Consider the following 1,517-nt stretch of genomic DNA (forward strand, 5'->3'; position numbering starts at 1 on the left):
ATCCTGTTTTTAAAAATAAATTAAATAGTGGGTTTTGTTAAGGAACGACTAAGTATCATATAAATTAAGTGTTATGGTTCGAGCCCAGCAAGAGGAGCAAACCATCACAGAAATGTGATGGTTTTTTTGTTTTTTGATGGGTAAAGAATAAAAAAATAACCCTCAATATTATTGAAGGTTATTCAGTTACAATATTTTTTTAAATCTTCTTCACCATCTTCGCGATATTAATAATCACTTTTACTGCTTTTTCCATCGATTCCAAAGCTACGTATTCATAAGGCCCGTGGAAGTTGATTCCTCCCGCAAAAATATTCGGACAAGGCAAACCCATGTAGGAAAGCTGTGCCCCGTCTGTTCCACCCCGGATGGCCTTGATTTTAGGCTCGATGTTGGCGTCTTTCATCGCCTGTTCCGCAATGTCGATAATATGCATTTTGCCTTCAAACTGCTGCTTCATGTTTCGGTACTGTTCTTTAATTTCGATTTCAGCAGTTCCTTCACCGAATCTTTTGTTGAATTCTTCTACCTTTTGTGTCATAAATTCTTTTCTGGCTTCAAATTTATCTGCATCATGATCACGGATGATGTAGTGAATTTTTGCCTCAGAAACATCAGATTTCAAATCTGTTAAATGATAAAAACCTTCAAAACCTTTTGTAGTGGATGGCGTTTCGTTTTCAGGAAGCATTTTAATGAATTCGGCGGCCAAAAGCGAGGCGTTCACCATTTTTCCGAAAGCATAACCCGGGTGCACACTCAAACCGTGAATTTTCACCACCGCACCAGCTGCGTTGAAGTTTTCATACTCCAATTCTCCAACTTCACCGCCATCCATGGTATAAGCCCACTCGGCACCGAATTTTTTAACATCGAATTTATGTGCTCCTCTTCCGATTTCTTCATCCGGAGTAAATCCGATCGCAATTTTCCCGTGTTTAATGTCTGGATGAGCCAACAAATATTCAGCAGCAGTTACAATTTCGGCAACCCCCGCTTTATCATCGGCGCCAAGGAGCGTGGTTCCATCTGTTGTAATCAATGTTTTCCCGACATAATCTTTAAGACTTTCAAATTTTGAAGGCGATAGAATGAAGCCCGTTTCTTTATTCAGAAGAAGATCTTTACCATCATAATCGTCCCAAATCTGAGGTTTTACATTTTCGCCGTTGAAATCGGGCGATGTATCATAATGAGAGATAAATCCCACAACAGGTTCATCATCATTTTCCAGATTAGAGGGAACGTAAGCATAAATATATCCGTTCTCGTCCAGAGAAACATCGCTTAAACCCAAGGTTTTCAGTTCTTCAAAAATATAATTAGCAATGTTCCACTGTCTTTCGGTTGAAGGTGTGGTTTCACTTTCCGGATCGCTGGTCGAAAATATTTTCACGTAATTAATGAAGCGGTTCTGCAGTTTCAGTTTCCAGTCGAGGTTGAAATCTATGGTAGTCATCTGTAATAAAATTTGATTTAAACAAAGATAGCGAATTTGTATGACGGTAATGGCCGCA

Annotated in this window: 1 protein-coding gene; it reads right to left on the minus strand. The window is 39.2% G+C overall.

All coding sequences use genetic code 11. The features are described 5' to 3' along the window. Positions 1-199: 199 nt before the first annotated feature. Positions 200-1,459 (minus strand): peptidase T, encoded by a 1,260-nt coding sequence (pepT, locus tag V5N63_RS11875; RefSeq protein WP_332034111.1) that lies wholly within the window; start codon positions 1,457-1,459, stop codon positions 200-202. Positions 1,460-1,517: the final 58 nt, after the last annotated feature.

The organism is Kaistella sp. (assembly GCF_032060305.1).
Classification (GTDB): Bacteria; Bacteroidota; Bacteroidia; order Flavobacteriales; family Weeksellaceae; genus Kaistella; species Kaistella yananensis.